Here is a 20,353-nt window from a genome sequence, read left to right on the forward strand (position 1 = left end):
CCGTGGCGGCGGTCGCCGACGTCCCCGTCGACAGCGTGCCGCGCGTCGTCCGGGTGATGGTCGAATCGCCGCTGCCGCAACTCGACCGGTTGTTCGACTACGCCGTGCCCGAGCGGCTGCGCGACCAGATCGCCCCGGGCATCCGCGTCAAGGTTCCGCTCCGCTCCGCCGGGCGCATCGCCGACGGCTTCGTCGTCGAGGTCGCGTCGTCGTCCGAGCACGGCGGCGACCTGTCCGAGATCGAAGACGTCGTGTCAACCGTGTCGGTCCTGGCACCCGAGGTGTGGCGCCTCGCGCGCGCCGTGGCCGACCGGGCCGGCGGATCGGCCAGCGACGTCGTGCGGCTCGCGATCCCACCGCGTCAGGTCCGGGTCGAGAAGGCCCACCTGGCCGCCGCCGACAACTCGTCCTCACCGGCCTCCGGCCCCACCGGCCCCACTGCCCCGACCGTGGCTCCCGTGGCGCCCTCGACTCCCGACCACGACGCCGACGCCCACCCCGAACCCGTCCCGGTCGTCGTCGGCTATCGGTCGACCGACCTCGCCGGGCTCGTTGCGGCCCGCGGTCGCGCGGCGGTCGACGCCGTTCCGCTGCTGGTCGAACTGCCCGACGGGGCATGGGTGGGTCATTGGGCCCTCACGGCCGCCCAGCTCGCCGCGGTCGCCGTCGGCGCGGGCGACAACGCCGTGGTCGCCGTCCCCGACTACCGCGACGAAGAGCACGTCCTCCAGGCCCTCGCCGCCGTCCTCCCGCCCGACCGCGTCGTCCGGCTCGACTCCCGACAGTCGAACGCCGACCGCTACCGAGCGCTCCTCCGTGCCCGAGGCGACGAGCCCGTGGTCGTCGTCGGCAACCGGTCCGTCCTGCTCGCCCCCTCGGCCAGGCTCGGGGTCGTCGTGGTGTTCGACGACGGTGACCCGTCCTTCGGCGAGCCGCTCGCCCCGTACGTGCACGCCCGCGACACCGCGCTGCTCCGGCAGGCCCAACAAGACAGCGCCCTGGTGTTCCTCGGCCACTCCCGCAGCACCGACGTGCAGCGCCTGGTCGAGATCGGCTTCCTGGCCGAGGTGCGTCCCGATCCGCGCTACCAGCCCCGGGTCGTGCCGACCGTCCGTCAGGCCGCCACGGACGGATTCGCCGCGCAGGCCCGCATCCCCTCCTCGGCCTACGCCGAGGCGCGGGCCGCGGTCGAGCACGGACCGGTCCTGATCCAGGTGGCCTCGCCCGGCTACTCGCCACGCCTGGCCTGCGTCGACTGTGGCGACACGGCACGCTGCCTGCGCTGCAACGGCCCCCTCCAGCAACGCGAGCGAGGGGTGACCCCGGCCTGCGCCTGGTGTGGCGCCCTGGCCGTCTCGTGGCACTGCCGCACCTGCGAGGGAACGCGCATGCGGGCCGTCGGCACCGGCGCGTCGCGGACGGCCGACGAACTCGGCAAGGCGTTCCCCGGGGTGCGCGTCATCGTCTCGGACGGCGCGAGGGCCCTGACCCACGTCGACGCCGACCCGGCGATCGTCGTCGCGACCCGCGGGGCCGAGCCGATCGCCCCCGGCGGTTACCGAGCCGTGCTGCTGCTCGACGGTGAGCGCATGCTCGCCCGAGAGAGCCTCCGCGTGGCGGAGGACTGCCTCCGCTGGTGGGCCAACGCCACGGCCCTGGCCGCACGTCGCGCCCCGGTCGTGCTGGTCGGGGTGGGTGGCGCCATCGCCTCCGCCCTCGCGACGTGGGAGCTCGCCCGCTTCGTCTCCTCGGAGCTCGCCGACCGTCGCGTCCTGCGCTTCCCCCCGGCCGTCCGAGTGGCGACCGTGACCGGCACGGTCGACACCGTCGCGCGTGCGCTCGACGACCTTCCCGACGAAGTCCGTGCCGAGACCCTCGGCCCGGTGGACGTCGAGTCCGCCGGCGTCCGCGCCATCGTCCGCTTCGACTACTCGCGCGGTCACGACGTGGCGCTGGCCCTCCGCTCCCAGGTCATCCGGGCGGCCACGGACCGACGCAAGGCGCTCGGTCAGAAGCGTGCGCGGGCCGTCCCTACACTCAGAGTGCGGTTCGACGACGTCGAGCCGTTCGCCGACTGACCCGCCAGGAACCCCATGCGCCTCGTCTTCGCCGGCAGCCCCGCCGCTGCCGTGCCCTCGCTCACCGCCCTCGCCGACGGTCCTCACGAGATCGTCGCCGTGCTGACCCGCGACGACACCCCGCAGGGACGCAGACGCGTCCTGACCCCCACCCCCGTCGCCGTCGAGGCCGACCGCCTCGGTCTCCGCGTCGTCAAGGCCCGCCGCATCACGCCTGAGGTCACGGCCGAGCTCACGGGACTCGATCCCGACCTCGGCGTCGTCGTGGCCTACGGAGCCCTGCTCCGCGAGCCCCTCCTCGGCGCCCCCCGGCTCGGCTGGGTCAACCTGCACTTCTCCCTCCTTCCCGCCTGGCGCGGCGCCGCCCCCGTCCAGCGGTCGCTCATGGCGGGCGACGCCGTGTCGGGCGCCGCGGTGTTCCAGCTCGTCCCCGAGCTCGACGCGGGGGACGTCTACGGCACCCTCGAGCGCCTCCTCGACGGCACCGAGACCGCAGGCCAGCTCCTCGCCGAGCTCGCGCGTTCCGGTGCCGGCTTGCTGGTCGACGTCGTCGACCGCCTCGCCGACGGCACGGCCACGGCGACGCCCCAGACCGGCGCGGTCACGCTCGCCCCCAAGCTGACCCTCGCCGACGGCGTCCTCGACGCCTCGCGACCGGCGACCGAGGTGATCGCCCGTTTCCGAGGCGTCACGCCGGAGCCCGGCGCCCGCGTCGACCTCGACGGCTCGGGCCTCAAGATCACGGAGGCGCGGACGACGTCGAACGATGAGGCACCTCTCGAGGCCGGTCGCCTCGAGTCCCGGGGCCGCCGTGTGCTGTTGGGCACCGCCTCCTCGCCCGTCGAGCTGGTCCGGGTGCAACCGGCGGGCAAGAAAGAGATGTCGGCGGCCGACTGGTGGCGGGGGCTGCCCCGCGGGGTCGACCGTCGCGTGACCCCGCCCACCCCGCCCGTCCCGGCCGACACCGACACCGACCCGAAGAGCACCTCATGAGCCGAGTCCAGCCCGCCCGCCAGGTCGCCCTCGACGTCCTCCGGGCCGTCGAGCAGGACGACGCCTACGCCAACCTCCTGCTGCCGCAGCGCATCGTCCGGGCCCGTCTCGGGGCCCAGGACGCAGGGCTCGCGACCGAACTGACCTACGGCACCCTGCGCCTCCGGGGCTACTACGACCGCGTCATCGCGCTGGCCGCCCGTCGGGGCACCGACGCGATCGACCCGGCACTCCTCGACGTCCTCCGCCTCGGCACGCACCAGCTCCTCTCGACGCGCGTGGCCGTCCACGCGGCCGTCGACGAGAGCGTCGAGCTCGCGCGTCAGGTGGGCAGCCGATCGGGGACCGGATTCGTCAACGGCGTGCTGCGCACCATCTCGCGGTCGACGCCCGACGAGTGGCGCGAGCGGGTCCTGGCCGGCGCGACCGGGGACGACGACCGTCTGGCCGCGGAGTGGTCGCACCCCGCCTGGGTGGTGCGGGCGTTCCGTCGTTCGCTGGCCGCCGAGGGGCGGGAGGGCGAGCTCGTCGATCTGCTGTCGGCCGACAACGACGCCCCGAAGGTCAGCCTCGTTGCCCTGCCGGGCCTCGCCGAGGTGTCCGAGCTCGGCGCCCCGAGCGGGCGCCTGTCGCCGCTGGCGGCGACGAGCGGGGGTGGCGATCCGGCCCAGCAGACGGCCGTCCGCGAGGGGCGTGCGCGCGTGCAGGACGAAGGGTCCCAGCTCGCCGCGCTCCTCCTCAGCCGCCACCGCCCCGCCACACCCGGAGAACGGTGGCTCGACATGTGCGCCGGGCCCGGCGGCAAGGCCGCCCTGCTCGGCGCCGAGGCCGCTCGGGCGGGCGCCCACCTCGTCGCCAACGAGCTCGTCCCGGCACGGGCGGGGCTCGTCCGACAGGCGCTCGAGGCCGTCCCGGGCGACGTCGAGGTCCTCGAGGGTGACGCCACCCGCTTCGGGGCGGAACGGCCCGGAGGTTTCGACCGCATCCTGCTCGACGCCCCCTGCACCGGTCTCGGGGCCCTGCGGCGGCGACCCGAGGCCCGGTGGCGCAAGCAGCCGGCCGACGTCGGCCAGCTCACGGCCCTCCAGTCGCGCCTGTTCGCCAGCGCCCTCGACGCGCTGGCGCCCGGGGGAGTCCTGGCCTATGTGACCTGCTCCCCGCACACGGCCGAGACGCGCGGAGTCGTCGAGGCGGGCCTCCGAGGCCGTGACGACGATCTCGTCCTGCTCGACGCGACGGCCGGCGTCGAGCGCATCGCCGGCCGCTCCGTCGACCTGGCGTCGGCACCGTTCGTGCAGCTCTGGCCGCACCGTCACGGCACCGACGCCATGTTCGTCGCCCTGATCGAGAGACGTGCCGGACGGTAGGCTCGTCCCGTGTCGATCCGCATCAGCCCCAGCATCCTCTCGGCCGACTTCGCGAACCTCGAGCGCGACCTCGAGCGCATCTCGACCGCCGACCTCGTGCACGTCGACGTGATGGACGGCCACTTCGTGCCCAACCTCACCCTCGGCCTTCCCGTCGTGCAGCGTCTCGGCGAGGTCAGCCCCGTACCGCTCGACCTGCACCTGATGATCGACGACGCCGACCGCTGGGCACCCCGCTACGCCGAGACGGGCGCCTTCTCGGTGACCTTCTCCGCCGAGGCGGCGTCCGATCCCGTCTCGACGGCGCAGGCCATCCGCAGCAACGGCTCCCGCGCCTCCGTCGCCGTGAAGCCGGGCACCGACCTCGAGCCCTACCTCCAGACCCTCGACGCGTACGACATGATCCTCGTCATGACGGTCGAGCCGGGCTTCGGCGGACAGTCCTTCATGCCCGAGACGATGGCCAAGCTGGCCCGTGCCCGTGAGGCCGTGCGCGCCTCCGGGCTCGACGTGTGGCTCGAGGTCGACGGCGGCATCACGACCGAGACCATCGTCACGGCCGTCGAGAACGGTGCCGACACGGTGGTCGCCGGGTCCGCCGTCTACGGCGGGTCGGCCGTCGACAACATCGCTGCACTCCGGGCGGCCGCCGCGACGGTAGCCTTGACGTCGTGAAATCCTTCGACGACCTGTACCTCGAGCTCAGCGACAAGGCCCGCGACCGGCCCGAGGGGTCGGGCACCGTGGCCGAACTCGACGCCGGCGTGCACCAGATCGGCAAGAAGATCGTCGAAGAGGCCGCCGAGGTCTGGATGGCCGCCGAGTACGAGGGCGACGTCGCGACCGCCGAAGAGATCTCCCAGCTGCTCTACCACCTGCAGGTCATGATGATCGCCAAGGGCATCACCCCGGCCGACGTCTACCGACATCTCTGAGTCGGCCTCCGTCACCCCCGTTCGTCACGCCGCTCGCGCGGCGCCCCAGCAGACAGAGAACCCCATGCTCCGCGTCGCAGTGCCCAACAAGGGATCGCTCAGCGAGACCGCTTCCGCCATGCTCGCCGAGGCCGGCTACACCGGTCGCCGAGACCCCAAGACCCTCCACGTCGAGGACCCGCGCAACGGCGTCGAGTTCTTCTACCTCCGCCCGCGCGACATCGCGACCTACGTGGGGTCGGGCGCCCTCGACGTGGGCATCACGGGTCGCGACCTGCTGCTCGACTCGCACTCGCCGGCACACGAGGTCGCACCCCTCGACTTCGGCGGCTCGACCTTCCGTTTCGCGGGCCCTCCCGGCCGTTTCGCCGACCTCCGCCAGCTGCAGGGCACCCGGGTCGCGACGAGCTACGCCGGCCTCGTCGGCTCGTTCCTCGAGAGCCACGGCGTGACCGCGACCCTCGTGCCGCTCGACGGAGCGGTCGAGAGTGCCGTGCAGCTGGGCGTCGCCGACGCCGTGGCCGACGTCGTGTCGACCGGTGCGACCCTGCGTGCGGCCGGGCTCGAGATCTTCGGGCCGGTCATCCTCGAGTCGACGGCCGTCCTCATCTCGTCCGATGCCGAGGTGGACGGTCTGGCGGTCCTCCACCGTCGCCTGCAGGGCGTCCTCGTGGCCCGGCAGTACGTCCTCATGGACTACGACGTCCCGGTCGACAAGCTGGACGCCGCGACCGCCGTCGCCGGCGGCATGGAGTCGCCCACCGTCTCCCCGCTGCACGACCGCGACTGGGCCGCCGTCCGCGTGATGGTCCCGCGGTCCGACACCAACCAGGTCATGGACGCCCTCTACGACCTCGGCGCCCGGGCGATCCTGGTCAGCCCGATCCACGCCGCGAGGCTGTAGCCGTGACCGCCGACGACGCGGTCGTCCCCGGCGCGGTCGCCGCCGACGCCTCCCTCGCCATCCGGGTCATCCCGTGCCTCGACGTGGCCGCCGGCCGCGTGGTGAAGGGCGTCAACTTCCTCGACCTGCGCGACGCGGGCGATCCGGTCGAGCTGGCCCGCACGTACTACGAGCAGGGTGCCGACGAGATCACCTTCCTCGACGTCACCGCCACGGTCGACGAGCGGTCGACGACCTACGACGTCGTCCGGGCGACGGCCGAGCAGGTCTTCATCCCGCTGACGGTCGGGGGCGGCGTGCGCACCACCGACGACGTCGCCCGGCTGCAGGCGGCGGGGGCCGACAAGATCGGCGTGAACAGCGCCGCCATCGCGCGGCCCGACCTGATCGGCGAGATCGCCGACCGGTTCGGAGCCCAGGCGGTCGTCCTCTCGCTCGACGTCAAGCGTTCGAGCGGCACCCCCTCCGGCTTCGTCGTCACGACCCACGGCGGTCGCACCGAGACGACCCTCGACGCGCTCGCCTGGGCGCGTGAGGCCATCGAACGCGGGGCGGGCGAGTTGCTCGTCAACTCGATCGACGCCGACGGCACCAAGCAGGGCTTCGACCTCAAACTCGTCCGCGCCATGCGCGAGCTCAGCCGGGTGCCGGTCGTCGCGTCCGGAGGGGCGGGTCGGCTCGAGCACTTCGCCCCGGCCATCGAGGCGGGTGCCGACGCCGTGCTCGCGGCGTCGGTCTTCCACAACGGCGAACTCACCATCGGCCAGGTCAAGGACGAGCTGGCCCGGTCGGGGGCCGTCGTCCGCTGAGGCGGGCCGTCACCGCACCGGGCCGCAGCCGAGCAGCCGACATCGCATCGCATCGCATCGCATCGCATCGCATCGCATCGAGGAGCACACCATGACCGACCAGCTGACGCGTGAGACGGTCGAGCCCGTCGTCGCCCGTGCCCGGTTCGACGCGTCGGGCCTGCTGCCCGCCATCATCCAACAAGAGGGCACGAAAGACGTGCTCATGATGGGGTGGATGGACGCCGAGGCGCTCCGCCGCACCCTCACCGAGGGGCGCGTCACCTTCTGGTCCCGCTCTCGACAGGAGTACTGGCGCAAGGGCGACACGTCCGGTCACGCGCAGTTCGTCCGCGCCGCCGCCCTCGACTGTGACGACGACGTGCTGCTCGTCACGGTCGAACAGATCGGCGCCGCCTGCCACACGGGCTCGCACTCCTGTTTCGAGGTCGACCCGCTCGAGCCGGCCACCGCCTCCTCGTCCCTGCCGTCCGGCGACACCGACCCCACCGGAGGCCTCCGTGGCTGACGCCCCGATCCGCACCTCGACGACCCGGGCCCAGTTCGACGAGCGGCTGGCCGGGCACCGGGTCGTCCCGGTCGTCCGCGACCTGTTCGCCGACGGCGAGACGCCCGTGGGGGTGTACCGCAAGCTCGCCGACGGCAGGCCCGGCAGCTTCCTCCTCGAGTCGGCGGCCCAGGGCGGGATCTGGTCCCGGTGGTCCTTCGTCGGCGTCTCGTCGTTCGGCGTGCTCACGACCGACGACGGCGAGGCCCGCTGGATCGACTACGGCATCGACCGCGACCGGGCGCTGGGCGATGCCGTCGGCTGTCCCCTCGAGGTGCTCTCCGCCCTGCACCACCGGTGGGCGACCCCGCGCATCGACGGCATGCCGCCCCTCACCGGCGGCCTCGTCGGGTTCATCGGCTGGGAGGCCGTGCGCGAGCTCGAACACCTTCCCGACGCGCCGCCGGCCGAGTTCACGGTGCCCTCCCAGGCGCTCAGCTTCGTGTCCGAGCTCGTGGCCCTCGACCACCGCACGGGTGCCGTCCTGCTCGTCGCCACCGCGTTGAACGACGGAACCGACGAGCCCGACGTCCTGTGGGCCGACGCGCAGTCCCGACTCGACGACCTCCAATCCCGACTCGCGGCCCCGAGCGAGGCTTTCCTGTCCGACGTCGACCTGACGATCGAGGCCACGCCGACCCGCCGTTCGACCGACGACGAGTACGCGCACGCGATCCGGCGGTCGAAGCAGTTCATCCACGACGGCGACGTCTTCCAGGTCGTCGTCTCCCAGCGCTTCGACCACGAGGTCACGGCCGAGCCGCTCGACGTCTACCGGGTGCTGCGGACGCTCAACCCGAGCCCGTACATGTACCTGGTGACCCTCGACGACGTGCAGGGCCGGCCGTACACCATCGTGGGCTCGTCGCCCGAGGCGCTGGTCAAGGTCGACGGCCGGCGGGCCTACACGCATCCCATCGCCGGGTCGAAGCCCCGCGGAGCCTCGCCCGACGAGGACCAGCGCTTCGCCGACGAACTCGCCTCGGACGAGAAAGAACGCGCCGAGCACCTCATGCTCGTCGACCTCGCCCGCAACGACCTGCTCAAGGTGTGCACGCCGGGAACCGTCGAGGTCACCGAGTTCATGCAGGTCGAACGGTTCAGCCACATCATGCACCTCGTCTCGAGCGTCGAGGGCGACCTCGCTCCCGGCAAGGACGCCATCGACGCGTTCCGTGCCACCTTCCCGGCCGGCACGTTGTCGGGTGCTCCCAAGCCCCGGGCCCTCGAGATCATCGACGAACTCGAGCCCGCCCAGCGGGGCGTCTACGGGGGAGTGGTCGGCTACTTCGACTTCGCCGGCTCGGCCGACGTCGCGATCGCGATCCGCACCGTCCTGTTGCAGGACGGCGTGGCCCGCGTGCAGGCGGGTGCCGGTCTCGTCGCCGACAGCGACCCGGTCGCCGAGAACCAGGAGGCGCGCAACAAGGCCGCGGCCCCCTTGCGTGCCGTCGCGGTCGCGAACGCCATGGCACGGCTCCGCTGATGCCCGCTCGTCGCCTGAAGCTCACGACGATCCTCGGGGGCATCCTGCTCGCGGGACTCGCCCTGCTGTCCTGGACGCAGGACTGGTTCCACGTCGTCGTCGCCTCCCCCCAGGGCGGAGACCTCCCGCTCGACGTCGCCGGCGACGTCGCCGGTGCGCCGTTGTCCGCCCTGTCGCTGGCCAGCCTGGCGCTCTTCGGGGCGCTCACGATCGCCGGCCGCGTCTTCCGCGTCGTCCTGGGGGTTCTCCAGGTGGCACTGGGCGTCAGCGTGGTCGTCACGACGTCGACCGCCCTGGCCGACCCCGTGCGCGCCTCGGGGAGCGCCGTGACGACCGCCACGGGCGTCGACGGCACCGACTCGATCCGGGCCATCGTCTCCTCGGTCGAGCCCACGGCCTGGCCCTGGCTCGGGCTCGTGGCCGGCGTCCTCGCCGCGCTCCTCGGAGTCGCCACCGTGCTCCTCGCGGGCGCCTGGCCCCAGGCCACCCGCAAGTACTCCGCCACGCGACTGGTCGCCGCGGATCCCTCGGCCGATCCGGCGGCCGCCTGGGACGCGCTGTCGGGTGGCGACGATCCCACCGACGACCCGGCGCACCTCGACGAGGGCGGGTCGGGCCCCACCGAGCCGGGTCGTACCCGGTAGACTCAGCCCTCGTACCGACCTGATCCAAGGAGCACTGTGAGCACGAACACGACGAGCACCCCGTCCGGTGGCGACGCGCCCCTCGCGAACGCCCCCGCGAAGGTCGACTCCGGCTCGAAGGGCCGCGACACCGAGACGGCCGACGACCTCGGGCACGGCAACTCGCCCGCCGCCTGGACCGCCGTCGTCATCATGCTGGTCGGCTTCGCCATCGGCACGCTGGCCTTCTTCCTCGACGTCCCGTGGATCGTCTGGGCCTCGGCCGGCCTGGTCGTCGTCGGACTGATCGTCGGTCTCGTGCTCAAGAAGGCCGGTTACGGCGTCGGTGGTCACCGCTACGTGCCGAAGGCCCACAACTAGGTGCTCGACGACCTCTACGCGGGTGCCGTGGCCGACGCCGCAGCACGCCGCGAGTCCCTCCCGTTCGCCGCCGTCGAGGCAGCGGCGCTCTCTCGTGAGCCCGCACTCGACGCCCGCACCGCCCTCGCCCCCGGCGACCGTGTCAAGGTCATCGCCGAGGTGAAGCGCGCCAGCCCGTCACGGGGCCACCTCTCGACCATCGCCGACCCGGCGTCTCTGGCCCGCTCCTACGCGGCCGGGGGAGCGAGCGCGATCAGCGTCCTCACCGAGGGCCGGAAGTTCAAGGGCTCCCTCGCCGACCTCGAGGCCGTTCGCACCGCAGTCGACGTGCCCGTCCTCCGCAAGGACTTCATCGCCGACCCGTACCAGGTGTTCGAGGCCCGGGCGGCCGGTGCCGATCTCGTGCTGCTGATCGTCGCCGGGCTCGAACAGCCTCGCCTCCTCGAATTGCACGACCTCGTGAGGCAACTGGGCATGACCGCACTCATCGAGGCGCACTCCGCCGACGAGGTGTCGCGCGGCCTCGACGCCAATGCCACCGTCCTCGGCGTCAACGCCCGCGACCTCACGACCTTCGAACTCGACAGGGACCTCTTCGGTCGCCTGTCGCACTCGATCCCGACGGGCGTCACCCGCGTCGCCGAGTCGGCGGTCTCGTCGCCCGACGACGTCGCCCACTACCGTCGCTCCGGTGCCGACGTCGTGCTCGTGGGCGAAGCCCTCGTGACCCACGGCGACCCCGCCGACGCCATCACCCGCTTCCTGGAGGTCTGACCATGGCACTGCGCGACGAGACAGGTCCGTATTTCGGTTCGTTCGGGGGTCGCTTCGTCCCCGAGTCCCTGGTGGCCGCCCTCGACGAGCTCGACGCGGCCTACAAGGCCGCGGCCGTCGACCCCGAGTTCGCCGCCGAGCTGACGGCTCTCCACGCCACCTACACGGGCCGGCCGTCGATCATCACCGAGGTTCCGAGGTTCGCCCAGCACGCCGGTGGTGCCCGCATCATCCTCAAGCGTGAAGACCTCAACCACACGGGGTCCCACAAGATCAACAACGTGCTCGGACAGGCGCTGCTGGCCCGGAAGCTCGGCAAGACTCGCCTGATCGCCGAGACCGGAGCCGGTCAGCACGGCGTCGCGACGGCCACCGCCGCCGCCCTCTTCGGCATGGAGTGCGTCGTGTACATGGGGCAGGTCGACACCGAGCGCCAGGCGCTCAACGTCGCGCGGATGCGCCTGCTCGGAGCCGAGGTCGTCTCGGTCACGACGGGCTCCCGCACCCTCAAGGACGCCATCAACGACGCCATGCGCGACTGGGTCTCCAGCGTCGACACCACGCACTACGTGCTGGGCACGGTCGCCGGTCCGCACCCGTTCCCGGCCATGGTGCGCGACTTCCACAAGATCATCGGCGAAGAGGCCCGCCAGCAGGTCCTCGACCTGACCGGAGCACTGCCCGACGCCGTGACGGCCTGCGTCGGCGGCGGCTCGAACGCCATGGGCATCTTCCACGCGTTCCTCGACGACCCCTCGGTGCGGTTGTTCGGCTTCGAGGCCGGCGGGGACGGCGTCGAGACGGGCCGTCACGCGGCGTCGATCACCCTCGGCCGCATCGGCAACCTCCAGGGCACCAAGTCGTACCTCATGCAGGACGAAGACGGTCAGACGCTCGAGAGCCACTCCATCTCCGCGGGCCTCGACTACCCGAGCGTCGGCCCGGAGCACGCCTGGTTGTCCGAGTCGGGCCGGGCCGAGTACCAGCCGATCACCGACGACGAGGCGATGCAGGCCTTCCGACTGCTCTCGCAGACCGAGGGCATCATGCCCGCGATCGAGTCGGCACACGCCCTGGCGGGCACGATCAAGCTCGGTCTGGAGCACCCCGACTGGACGATCCTGGTCTCGCTCAGCGGCCGTGGCGACAAGGACGTCTCGACCGCGAGCCGGTACTTCGGCGTCCTCGACGAGAAGGCACAGCAGCTGTGACCGCCGCAGTCCCCGCCGGGACGAGCAAGGTCGGCGACGCGATCCGGGCCCGGCGAGACGCCGGGAGCGGTGCCGTCGTCGGATACCTGCCGGTCGGGTTCCCCGATCTCGACACCAGCATCGAGGCCGCGGTGGCGATGGCCGAGAACGGCATCGACGTCATCGAACTCGGCATCCCGTACTCCGACCCCGTGATGGACGGCCCGGTGATCCAGGCAGCCACACAGCGGTCCCTCGCCGAGGGGTTCCGCGTGCGCGACGTCTTCACGGCGATCCGTGAGATCACCTCCCGGGTCGACGCTCCCGTCATCCCGATGACCTACTGGAACCCGGTCGAGCAGTACGGCGTCCAGCGGTTCGCCGACGACCTCGCGGCCGCGGGCGGTGCCGGGCTCATCACCCCCGACCTCATCCCCGACGAGGCCGACGCGTGGATGTCCGCGGCCGAGGCCGCCGACCTCGACCGGGTGTTCCTGGCCGCTCCGTCGTCCAGCGACTCGCGCCTCCGGCAGGCCGTGGCCAGTAGTCGCGGCTTCGTCTACACCGTCTCGACGATGGGCATCACAGGAGCCCGAACCGACGTCGACGCGGCGGCGAGCACCCTCGTCGCCCGACTCCGCGAGGTGGGCGTCGAGAACGCCTGCGTCGGTCTCGGCATCTCCACGGCCCAGCAGGTCCGCGAGGTGCTCGACTACGCCGACGGTGCCATCATCGGTTCGGCCTTCGTCCGTGCCCTCGCCGACGGCGGGGTCGAACGCCTCGCCGAGGTCTCCGCCGACCTGTCGTCCGGCGCGGCCCCCTCCGCCTCCTGACCCCCTCGGGTCCGACGCCCTCGCGCTAGAGTCGTCACCCGTCGGGTGACCGACGCTCCGCACCCCCTCCGAAAGGCACCACGCCCGTGTTCGTTCCCTTGAGCATCCCGAGCCCGTCGGCCGCCTGGCAGTACTTCGACGTCACCGCCTGGTTGAACTCGACCTTCGGGGCGTCGTTGCCCGGCTCGCTGCGGATACACGCCTACGCGATCTGCATCCTCGTCGGCATCGTCGCAGCGGTGGTCATCACGAACCACCGTCTGAACCGGCAGGGGGCGGAGAAGGGCATCGTCATCGACGTGGCCATCTGGGCCGTGGTGTTCGGCATCGCGGGGGGACGCTTGTTCCACGTCATCACCCACCCGGCGGACTACTTCTCCTCGCCCGACCAGTACATCCACGTCCTCTTCGTGTGGGAGGGCGGCCTCGCCATCTACGGCGCCCTGCTGTTGGGTGCCGTCGGCGTCTGGCTGGGTTGCCGCTTCACCGGTCTCCGGTTCACGGTCTTCGCCGACGCCCTCGCCCCCGGCCTGCTCGTCGCGCAGGCCTTCGGACGCCTCGGCAACTGGTTCAACCACGAGCTCTTCGGCATGCCGACCGACCTGCCCTGGGGCCTCGAGATCGAGTCCACGAACGCCGCCTACCCCACCGGCCTGCCCGAGGGCACGCTCTTCCACCCGACCTTCCTCTACGAGATCGTCTGGATGCTCGCCGGCGTCGCGATCCTCGTGCTCCTCGAGAAGAAGGCCCCCATGCAGTGGGGTCGGTCGTTGGCCTTCTACCTGGTCTGGTACGGCATCGGACGGGCCTGGTTCGAGTCGATCCGCACCGATCCCAGCCTGCTCTTCTTCGGCATCCGCACCAACGTCTGGATGAGCTTCTTCGCCATCGTCCTCGGGATCGTCCTCTTCGTCCTCGCCTCCCGCCGCCACACCGGCACGGTCCCCGGCCCCTACGTGCCCGGCCGTGCGCCGAGCGAGCGGGCGGCTGCTGTAGACTCCGACGGCACGTACACGGAGAACGACGAACCCGAGTTGGTCACCGTCGGCGCATCGGACGACAACACCGATCGCTCACCGCGTCCCTAGGTCGTCCACTCCACGACGACCGCGGGCCCGGCGCCCCACCGTCGTGGCGCCCGATCCCCTCCACCCCATCCCGGTGCGAACGATCCGCCCGCGACACGGTCCCGTGCACGCACCCGCGCCTCGTAAGATCGAGCGCAGTCGGCCCCTCCCGCCGACGTGCACGCCCACGGTCGCCACGAGCCGACCTCTCCCGCCGAGTCGGGGCCGCCCACAGAAGCCGGCCCCGTCAGGCACCTCGGGCCGACGTCGTCCCGCCCCCTGTCGGATCTCTTCGTGAGGACGGATTCCATGGCTCTCACGCCAGCACACCAGCAGTTCAGCACGGTCCCCGAGGCCAGCGGCCTCTACGACCCGCGCAACGAGAAGGACGCCTGTGGCCTCGCCATGGTGGCGACCCTCCGTGGAACACCCGGTCACGACATCGTCGACACCGCCTTGCGGGCCCTCCGGAACCTCGAGCACCGAGGTGCCGTGGGTTCCGACGCCGGTACCGGGGACGGTGCGGGCATCCTCTGCCAGGTGCCCGACGAGTTCCTGCGCAACGAGGTCGACTTCGACCTGCCGCCGGCCGGTCAGTACGCGGTGGGCATCGCCTACCTGCCCCTCGACGAGCAGGAGCGCTCCGAGCTGAAGACGGGCATCGAGCGCATCGCCGACCTCGAGCACCTCGACGTCCTCGGCTGGCGCGAGGTCCCCGTGCGCCCCGAAGAACTCGGCACGTTGGCGCGCAACGCGATGCCCGCCTTCGAGCAGCTCTTCGTCGCCAGCAGGCACCACGACGCCGACGGCGTCCCGCTCGCCGGTGTCGCGCTCGACCGCCAGGCGTTCCGGCTGCGCAAGCGTGCCGAGCGCAAGCTCTCGGCCTACTTCACCTCTCTGGGCAGCCGGACCATGGTCTACAAGGGCATGGTCACGACACTTCAGCTCGAGCCGTTCTACCCCGACCTGAGCGACGAGCGCTTCGCCTCGAAACTCGCGATCGTGCACTCGCGCTACTCCACGAACACGTTCCCGTCGTGGCCGCTGGCACAGCCGTTCCGCATGATCGCCCACAACGGCGAGATCAACACCGTCCGGGGCAACCGCAACTGGATGCGCGCCCGGCAGTCCCAGCTCGAGAACGAGCTCATCGGCGACCTGAAGCCCATCCTCCCCATCGTCAGCCCCGGGGCGAGCGACTCGGCGTCGTTCGACGAGGTCGTCGAGTTGCTCAGCCTGACCGGCCGGTCCCTGCCGCACGCGGTCATGATGATGGTCCCCGAGGCGTGGGAGAACCAGGTCGACATCGACCCCACCCTGCGCGACTTCTACGAGTACCACTCGATGCTCATGGAGGCGTGGGACGGCCCCGCGGCCATCACGTTCACCGACGGCACGCACGTCGGCGCCACCCTCGACCGCAACGGCCTGCGACCGGGCCGCTACCTCGTCACCGACGACGGCCTCGTGGTCCTCGCGAGCGAGATCGGCGTCATCGACGTCGACCCCGCCAAGGTGGTCCGCAAGGGACGGCTCCGCCCCGGCAAGATGTTCCTGGTCGACACCGAGGCCGGCCGCATCATCGAGGACGACGAGATCAAACGCGACCTCGCCACGGCCGCGCCCTACGGCGAGTGGCTCGCCGAGGGGCGCATCCACCTCTCGGAGCTGCCCGAGCGCGAGCACATCGTGCACACCCCGGCGTCGGTCACCCGCCGTCAGCGCACCTTCGGGTACACCGAAGAAGAGGTTCGCATCCTGCTCACGCCCATGGCGAAGACCGGGGCGGAGCCCCTGGGCGCCATGGGAAGCGACACGCCGATCGCCGTCCTGTCCGAGCGCCCGCGCCTCCTGTTCGACTACTTCACGCAGCAGTTCGCCCAGGTGACGAACCCTCCGCTCGACTCCATCCGCGAGTCGGTGGTCACGTCGCTCAAGCTGGGTCTCGGTCCCGAGCGCAACCTGCTCGCCGCGACCCCCGAGCACGCCCGCCAGGTGATCCTGGACTTCCCCGTCATCGACAACGACGAGCTCGCCAAGATCCAGCACATCGACCCGAGCCCCGGCTCCCGCAAGACGTCGACCATCCGCGGGCTGTACCGCGCCGACAAGGGCCCGCGGGCACTCGAGAAGCGCATCGCCGCCATGTGCAACGAGGTGGACGACGCGATCGAGGCCGGTGCGGAGTTCATCGTCCTCTCCGACCGCGACTCGAACGCCGACTTCGCCCCGGTGCCGTCGCTGCTCATGATCGCCGCGGTGCACCACCACCTGATCCGCACCGAGAACCGCATGAAGGTCGGCCTGATCGTCGAGGCCGGTGACGTGCGCGAGGTGCACCACGTGGCCACGCTGATCGGCTACGGCGCGTCCGCGGTCAACCCGTACCTCGCGATGGAGACCTGCGAGAACCTCGTGAGGGCCGGGATGATCACCGGGCTGAGCCCCGAGGACGCCGTGCACAACCTGATCAAGGCTCTCGGCAAGGGCGTGCTCAAGATCATGTCGAAGATGGGCATCTCGACGGTGTCGAGCTACGCCGCGGCGCAGGCGTTCGAGGCCGTGGGCCTCAGCCAGGAGTTCGTCGACACGTACTTCACCGGTACCTCGTCGATGCTCGGAGGCGTGGGGATCGACGTCATCGCGGCCGAGAACAAGCAGCGACACACGAGCGCTTACCCCAGCGACGGCTCCGTCATCGCGCACGAGCGGCTGGCCACGGGCGGCGAGTACCAGTGGCGCCGCGAGGGTCCCCGGCACCTCTTCAACCCCGACACCGTGTTCCGGCTGCAGCACGCCACGCGCACCCGCCGCTACGACATCTTCCGCGAGTACACCAAGCTCGTCGACGACCAGGCCGAGCAGCTGATGACGCTGCGCGGGCTGTTCCGGCTCAAGCACGGCGTCCGCCCGGCCGTCCCGCTCGACGAGGTCGAGCCCATCGAGTCGATCGTGAAGCGGTTCTCGACGGGGGCGATGAGCTACGGCTCGATCTCGCAGGAGGCGCACGAGACCCTCGCCATCGCGATGAACCGCCTCGGCGGCAAATCCAACACCGGCGAGGGCGGAGAGGACGTCGACCGCCTCCTCGACCCCGAGCGCCGCAGCGCCGTGAAACAGGTGGCCTCCGGGCGCTTCGGGGTCACCAGCATGTACCTCACGCACGCCACCGACATCCAGCTCAAGATGGCCCAGGGCGCTAAGCCGGGCGAGGGCGGTCAGCTCCCGCCGACGAAGGTCTACCCCTGGGTGGCACGAACGCGTCACGCGACGGCCGGCGTCGGTCTCATCTCGCCGCCGCCGCACCACGACATCTACTCGATCGAGGACCTCAAGCAGCTGATCTTCGACGTCAAGCGCGCCAACCCCAAGGCCCGCGTCCACGTCAAGCTCGTGAGCCAGTCCGGCATCGGCGCGGTCGCGGCAGGGGTCACGAAGGCCCTGGCCGACGTCGTGCTCGTGTCCGGCCACGACGGGGGCACCGGCGCGAGCCCGTTGAACTCGCTCAAGCACGCGGGCACGCCCTGGGAGATCGGCCTCGCCGAGACCCAGCAGACCCTCATGCTGAACGGGATGCGCGAGCGTGTCGTCGTCCAGGTCGACGGTCAGATGAAGACCGGCCGCGACGTCCTCATCGCCGCCCTGCTCGGCGGCGAGGAGTTCGGCTTCGCCACGGCGCCGTTGATCGTCGAGGGCTGCATCATGATGAGGGTCTGCCACCTCGACACCTGCCCGGTCGGTGTCGCTACCCAGAACCCCGAGCTCCGTGCCCGCTTCTCCGGCAAGCCGGAGTTCGTCGTCAACTTCTTCGAGTTCCTGGCACAGGAGGTGCGCGAGTACCTCGCCGCGCTGGGCTTCCGCAGTCTCGACGAGGCCATCGGCCGGACGGACGTCCTCGACGTCGACCGCGCCGTCGACCACTGGAAGGCCTCGGGTCTCGACCTCGCCCCGGTGCTGGTCGGTCCGACGTTCTCCGACGACGAGCCCCGACGCAACCGCACCTCGCAGGACCACGGCCTCGACGAGCACTTCGACGTCCAGCTGATCGAGCGCAGTGCCGACGTGCTGGAGAACGGTGGGCACGTCGAGATCACGCTCCCGATCCGCAACACCGAGCGGGCGGTCGGCACCATGCTCGGGCACGAGGTCACCCTGCGACACGGTGAGCACGGCCTGCCCGACGGCAGCATCGAGATCAACCTCAGTGGTTCGGCCGGTCAGTCGCTCGGTGCGTTCCTGCCCGCCGGCATCACCCTGCGCCTCGAGGGCGACAGCAACGACTACGTGGGCAAGGGCCTCTCCGGCGGCAACGTCGTGGTGCGTCCGCCCCGCGGCAGCGCCTTCGCCGCCGAGGAGAACGTCATCGCCGGCAACGTCATCGGCTACGGCGCGACCCAGGGCAGCATGTTCCTGCGGGGCATCGTGGGGGAGCGCTTCCTGGTCCGCAACTCGGGGGCCAGCGCGGTCGCGGAGGGCGTGGGCGACCACGCGCTCGAGTACATGACGGGCGGTCTCGCCGTCATCCTCGGCGACACGGGCCGCAACCTCGGAGCAGGCATGTCCGGAGGGACGGCCTACGTGCACCGGCTCAAGCCCGAACGGGTCAACGCCGAGGCGCTCGCTTCGGGTGAACTCGAACTCCACCCCCTCGGCAGCGCCGACGTCGAGATCCTGACCGACCTGTTGCGCCGGCACCTCGCCGAGACCGGGTCACCCGTGGCGGAGCACATGCTCGACGACCTCGACGCCACGGTGGCCGAGTTCGTGAAGGTGCTGCCCCGCGACTACGCCGCCGTCCTCGCCACCCGGCAGACGGCCGTCGACGAGGGTCTCGACCCCGATGGCGACGAAGCATGGAAGAGAATCCTGGAGGTGACCGGTGGCTGACCCCAAAGGCTTCCTGAAGACGCAGACCCGCGAGCTGCCCAAGCGCCGACCCGTGTCGGTCCGGCTCATGGACTGGAAAGAGGTCTACGAGCAGCAGGAGAGCGGCGAGCTCCGACGTCAGGCGGGCCGTTGCATGGACTGCGGCGTCCCGTTCTGCCACCAGGGCTGCCCGCTCGGCAACCTGATCCCCGAGTGGAACGACCTCATGTGGCGTGGAGAGGGCCGTCAGGCCGTCGAGCGCCTGCACGCGACCAACAACTTCCCGGAGTTCACCGGTCGTCTCTGCCCCGCGCCGTGCGAGTCCTCCTGCGTCCTGGGCATCAACCAGCCCCCGGTGACGATCAAGCAGGTCGAGGTCTCGATCATCGACCAGGCGTTCGCCAACGGATGGGTCACCCCGCACCCGCCCGAGCGCCTGACGGGCAAGACGGTCGCCGTCGTCGGTTCCGGCCCCGCCGGGCTGGCCGCCGCCCAGCAGCTCACGCGTGCCGGCCACACGGTCGCCGTCTACGAGCGCGAGGACCGCATCGGTGGCCTGCTGCGTTACGGCATCCCCGACTTCAAGATGGAGAAGAAGCAGATCGAGCAGCGCATCGCCCAGATGCAGGCCGAGGGCACGCGTTTCCGCGCCCGGGTCGAGATCGGTCGGGACATCGCCTGGGACGACCTCCGGGCCCGCTACGACGCCGTGGTCGTCGCGACGGGCGCGACGGTTCCCCGTGATCTGCCGATCCCGGGACGCGACCTGTCCGGCATCCACTTCGCCATGGACTACCTCGTGCAGCAGAACAGGGCCGGAGCGGGCGACACGGTGGCCGACCAGATCACGGCCGAGGGCAAGCACGTCGTCGTGCTGGGCGGCGGCGACACCGGTGCGGACTGCATCGGTACCGCCCACCGGCAGGGTGCCCTCTCGGTGACCAACCTCGCGATCGGCCAGCAGCCCCCGGAAGAACGCCCCGAGGCACAGCCGTGGCCGATGTTCCCCACGCTGTTCGAGGTGTCGAGCGCCCACGAAGAAGGCGGCGAGCGGGTCTACCTCGCGTCGACGGTCGAGTTCCTGACCAACGAGGTCGGCGAGGTGCGGGCCATCCGCGTCGCCGAGACCGAGTACGTCGACGGGCGACGGGTCCCCAAGGCGGGCACCGAGCGCGAGGTCCCCGCCGACCTCGTCCTGCTCGCCCTCGGCTTCACGGGACCCGAGCGCGACACCATCGAGGAGCAGCTGCGGCTCACCTTCGACGGTGGCGGCTCCCTCGAGCGCGGTGCCACCTACGAGACGGGCGAACCCGGCGTCTTCGTGACCGGCGACGCCGGGCGCGGTCAGTCGCTCATCGTCTGGGCGATCGCCGAGGGCCGCGCCACGGCCTCCGCCGTCGACGCCTACCTCGAGGGCCAGACCGTGCTGCCCTTCCCGGTGAAGCCCACCGATCGGTCCATCTCGGTCTGATCCGGCCATCCGACGGGAATAGGGTGGGA

16 protein-coding genes and 1 pseudogene are annotated in these 20,353 nt (G+C 71.5%); all 17 read left to right on the forward strand.

Annotated features, from left to right (window positions below):
* Positions 1-2 precede the first annotated feature (2 nt).
* Positions 3-2,078, forward strand: coding sequence for a primosomal protein N' (locus tag ARTHRO9V_RS08130; protein WP_233568324.1), 2,076 nt, complete (start codon positions 3-5; stop codon positions 2,076-2,078).
* Between the two features lie 15 nt (positions 2,079-2,093).
* Entirely contained in the window at positions 2,094-3,071 is a 978-nt protein-coding gene (gene fmt / locus ARTHRO9V_RS08135; RefSeq protein ID WP_159826560.1) for a methionyl-tRNA formyltransferase, read from the forward strand.
* Positions 3,068-4,438 (forward strand): RsmB/NOP family class I SAM-dependent RNA methyltransferase, encoded by a 1,371-nt coding sequence (locus ARTHRO9V_RS08140; protein WP_159826562.1) that lies wholly within the window; start codon positions 3,068-3,070, stop codon positions 4,436-4,438. The genes fmt and ARTHRO9V_RS08140 overlap by 4 nt, the downstream gene beginning before the upstream one ends.
* A gap of 9 nt (positions 4,439-4,447) precedes the next feature.
* Positions 4,448-5,113 (forward strand): ribulose-phosphate 3-epimerase, encoded by a 666-nt coding sequence (gene rpe / locus ARTHRO9V_RS08145; protein WP_159826564.1) that lies wholly within the window; start codon positions 4,448-4,450, stop codon positions 5,111-5,113.
* Positions 5,110-5,373 (forward strand): phosphoribosyl-ATP diphosphatase, encoded by a 264-nt coding sequence (locus ARTHRO9V_RS08150; RefSeq protein ID WP_043592769.1) that lies wholly within the window; start codon positions 5,110-5,112, stop codon positions 5,371-5,373. Before rpe ends, ARTHRO9V_RS08150 begins: the two co-directional genes overlap by 4 nt.
* 64 nt (positions 5,374-5,437) lie before the next feature.
* Positions 5,438-6,277 (forward strand): ATP phosphoribosyltransferase, encoded by an 840-nt coding sequence (hisG, locus tag ARTHRO9V_RS08155; RefSeq protein ID WP_123570089.1) that lies wholly within the window; start codon positions 5,438-5,440, stop codon positions 6,275-6,277.
* A 2-nt stretch (positions 6,278-6,279) separates the two neighbouring features.
* On the forward strand, positions 6,280-7,086 hold the full coding sequence (gene hisF / locus ARTHRO9V_RS08160; protein ID WP_159826566.1) for an imidazole glycerol phosphate synthase subunit HisF: 807 nt from the start codon (positions 6,280-6,282) through the stop codon (positions 7,084-7,086).
* 91 nt (positions 7,087-7,177) lie between these two features.
* Positions 7,178-7,594 (forward strand): phosphoribosyl-AMP cyclohydrolase, encoded by a 417-nt coding sequence (gene hisI, locus ARTHRO9V_RS08165; RefSeq protein WP_054146066.1) that lies wholly within the window; start codon positions 7,178-7,180, stop codon positions 7,592-7,594.
* Entirely contained in the window at positions 7,587-9,119 is a 1,533-nt protein-coding gene (locus ARTHRO9V_RS08170; RefSeq protein ID WP_370516190.1) for an anthranilate synthase component I, read from the forward strand. The genes hisI and ARTHRO9V_RS08170 overlap by 8 nt, the downstream gene beginning before the upstream one ends.
* The gene (locus ARTHRO9V_RS08175; protein WP_159826568.1) at positions 9,119-9,763 is read left to right on the forward strand and encodes a Trp biosynthesis-associated membrane protein; all 645 of its coding nucleotides are present in this window, start codon (positions 9,119-9,121) and stop codon (positions 9,761-9,763) included. Before ARTHRO9V_RS08170 ends, ARTHRO9V_RS08175 begins: the two co-directional genes overlap by 1 nt.
* A gap of 144 nt (positions 9,764-9,907) precedes the next feature.
* Positions 9,908-10,123 (forward strand): annotated as a pseudogene (locus ARTHRO9V_RS08180) (DUF6704 family protein); the annotation flags it as partial.
* Positions 10,124-10,897, forward strand: coding sequence for an indole-3-glycerol phosphate synthase TrpC (trpC, locus tag ARTHRO9V_RS08185; RefSeq protein ID WP_159826570.1), 774 nt, complete (start codon positions 10,124-10,126; stop codon positions 10,895-10,897).
* A 2-nt stretch (positions 10,898-10,899) separates the two neighbouring features.
* On the forward strand, positions 10,900-12,108 hold the full coding sequence (gene trpB / locus ARTHRO9V_RS08190; protein WP_056045283.1) for a tryptophan synthase subunit beta: 1,209 nt from the start codon (positions 10,900-10,902) through the stop codon (positions 12,106-12,108).
* Entirely contained in the window at positions 12,105-12,920 is an 816-nt protein-coding gene (gene trpA, locus ARTHRO9V_RS08195; RefSeq protein WP_056045280.1) for a tryptophan synthase subunit alpha, read from the forward strand. Before trpB ends, trpA begins: the two co-directional genes overlap by 4 nt.
* A gap of 86 nt (positions 12,921-13,006) precedes the next feature.
* Positions 13,007-14,008, forward strand: a complete 1,002-nt coding sequence (gene lgt / locus ARTHRO9V_RS08200; protein WP_233568323.1) for a prolipoprotein diacylglyceryl transferase — start codon at positions 13,007-13,009, stop codon at positions 14,006-14,008.
* A gap of 288 nt (positions 14,009-14,296) precedes the next feature.
* Positions 14,297-18,874, forward strand: a complete 4,578-nt coding sequence (gene gltB, locus ARTHRO9V_RS08205) for a glutamate synthase large subunit (protein ID WP_159826572.1) — start codon at positions 14,297-14,299, stop codon at positions 18,872-18,874.
* Complete coding sequence (locus ARTHRO9V_RS08210) at positions 18,867-20,324, forward strand: glutamate synthase subunit beta (protein WP_123570084.1); 1,458 nt, start codon at positions 18,867-18,869, stop codon at positions 20,322-20,324. The genes gltB and ARTHRO9V_RS08210 overlap by 8 nt, the downstream gene beginning before the upstream one ends.
* Positions 20,325-20,353: the final 29 nt, after the last annotated feature.

It is taken from the genome of Frigoribacterium sp. 9N, from assembly GCF_902506305.1.
In the GTDB taxonomy this organism is placed as follows: domain Bacteria; phylum Actinomycetota; class Actinomycetes; order Actinomycetales; family Microbacteriaceae; genus Frigoribacterium.

Excerpts from the sequence above, each read along its gene's own strand:
- fmt (WP_159826560.1), top strand. The coding sequence starts at position 2,094 with ATGCGCCTCGTCTTCGCCGGCAGCCCCGCCGCTGCCGTGCCCTCGCTC.
- ARTHRO9V_RS08140 (WP_159826562.1), top strand. The coding sequence starts at position 3,068 with ATGAGCCGAGTCCAGCCCGCCCGCCAGGTCGCCCTCGACGTCCTCCGG.
- hisG (WP_123570089.1), top strand. The coding sequence starts at position 5,438 with ATGCTCCGCGTCGCAGTGCCCAACAAGGGATCGCTCAGCGAGACCGCT.
- hisI (WP_054146066.1), top strand. The coding sequence starts at position 7,178 with ATGACCGACCAGCTGACGCGTGAGACGGTCGAGCCCGTCGTCGCCCGT.
- ARTHRO9V_RS08175 (WP_159826568.1), top strand. The coding sequence starts at position 9,119 with ATGCCCGCTCGTCGCCTGAAGCTCACGACGATCCTCGGGGGCATCCTG.
- trpB (WP_056045283.1), top strand. The coding sequence starts at position 10,900 with ATGGCACTGCGCGACGAGACAGGTCCGTATTTCGGTTCGTTCGGGGGT.
- gltB (WP_159826572.1), top strand. The coding sequence starts at position 14,297 with ATGGCTCTCACGCCAGCACACCAGCAGTTCAGCACGGTCCCCGAGGCC.